Origin of the sequence: Streptomyces phytophilus, assembly GCF_013870535.1 — a bacterium.
In the GTDB taxonomy this organism is placed as follows: domain Bacteria; phylum Actinomycetota; class Actinomycetes; order Streptomycetales; family Streptomycetaceae; genus Streptomyces; species Streptomyces phytophilus.
The window spans coordinates 1-1,289 of record NZ_JACBXC010001521.1 but is presented as its reverse complement, the minus strand read 5'-3'; the positions used below and the strand labels follow the sequence as shown (position 1 = coordinate 1,289).

General features: G+C 69.4%; 3 protein-coding genes. 1 reads left to right on the top strand and 2 read right to left on the bottom strand.

Annotated elements, in window-relative coordinates; genetic code table 11:
• Window positions 1-268: hypothetical protein (locus tag H5J30_RS33920; protein WP_309505714.1), on the bottom strand; the 268-nt coding region annotated here is incomplete at its 3' end.
• A 186-nt stretch (window positions 269-454) separates the two neighbouring features.
• Window positions 455-850 (bottom strand): DUF3099 domain-containing protein, encoded by a 396-nt coding sequence (locus tag H5J30_RS33915; RefSeq protein ID WP_181791642.1) that lies wholly within the window; start codon window positions 848-850, stop codon window positions 455-457.
• Window positions 851-1,022: 172 nt separating this feature from the next.
• Here H5J30_RS33915 and H5J30_RS33910 point away from each other — a divergent pair.
• Window positions 1,023-1,289, top strand: a 267-nt coding sequence (locus H5J30_RS33910; RefSeq protein ID WP_181791640.1) for a GlsB/YeaQ/YmgE family stress response membrane protein, incomplete at its 3' end; no start/stop codon positions are given.

The window sequence follows — 1,289 nt, the reverse complement described above, 5'->3', positions numbered from 1 at the left end:
CGCGGGCCGGATCCGGCCCGCTTTCCCCGTCGGCGTCCTTTTCCGCGCCCTTCTGCGCCTCCTGCCAGTCCGCCAGCGTGACGACGTCCTTGAGGAAGTCGCGTACGCCCAGAAAGCGGCTCAGGTATTCGCGGTGTTCCTCGCACGCGAGCCACGTCTTGCGGCGCTCCGGCGTGTGCAGCTTCGGGTTGTTCCAGGCGAGCACCCACACCGCGGGCGTACGGCAGCCCTTGGCGGAGCAGATGAGAGCGGGGTCGGCGGTGTTCACGAGGCCCCAGCCTACGTCCCGGAAAAGGGGCGACGCCGGGCAGCCACGGGGGGAGCTGCCCGGCGTCGGTCCGTCGCTCCGACGGGGGATGCGGAGCGCGTACGAAGTATGTCACGCGAGGAGGTGCGCCCGGCACCGGATCGGCATATTTGATTTGAGGTTTTTCTGAGCTTGCACTCTTGGTGATCAAACGGTCGGCGGAGCGCTATCGCTGGTCGTCGACTCGGTCCGGGCCGCGGCCGGTTCACCTGGCGTGTCGGCCTTCCGGGCGGTCCGCGGCGGCGGGGCGATCACCGCGCGCTGCGGCGCGACGGCGAAGGCCGAGGGAAGCGAACGGACGTTCTCCCGGCCCGCGTTCGCGATGACCACGGCGAAGTACGGGATGAACATGCCGAGAACGAGCGCGACGACCGCGATATGCCGCTCGACGTTCCAGAGCAGCGCGGCGGCCACCACCGAGACGGCCCGGACCCCCATGGAGATCACGTACCGCCGCTGCCGCGCGCGCACGTCGTCGTCCAGGCTCTGCCGCGCGCCGGTGATCCTGAACACGTCGGCATCGCCGTGGCGCTTCCTCTTCACGTTCCACCCCCTGAACCGGGTACGTCCCCAAGGTACGCCGGGACGTGCAGGTCTTCGAGGCCGGGGCCGGACATACCGCCCCATACCTCGAACGGCCCTGGCCGGAATGCACCACCTGGCCCGCCACACGAAACTGGCACGGCAGGCGGATCCCGCCGCACTAGGAGGCGACATGAGCTGGCTGTGGGCCATCATCCTGGGGCTGATCCTGGGCGTCATCGCCCGGGCCATCCTGCCCGGCAAGCAGGCCATCCCCCTCTGGCTGACCACCGTCTTCGGGATCATCGGGGCCATCATCGGCAATGCCGTGGCCTCGGGGATCGGCGTGGACGACACCAAGGGCATCGACTGGATCCGGCACATTCTCCAGCTCGCCGGCGCGGTGGCCGTCGTGGCACTGGGCACCCCGCTGTACGAGAGCATGCGCGGCTACAAGAAG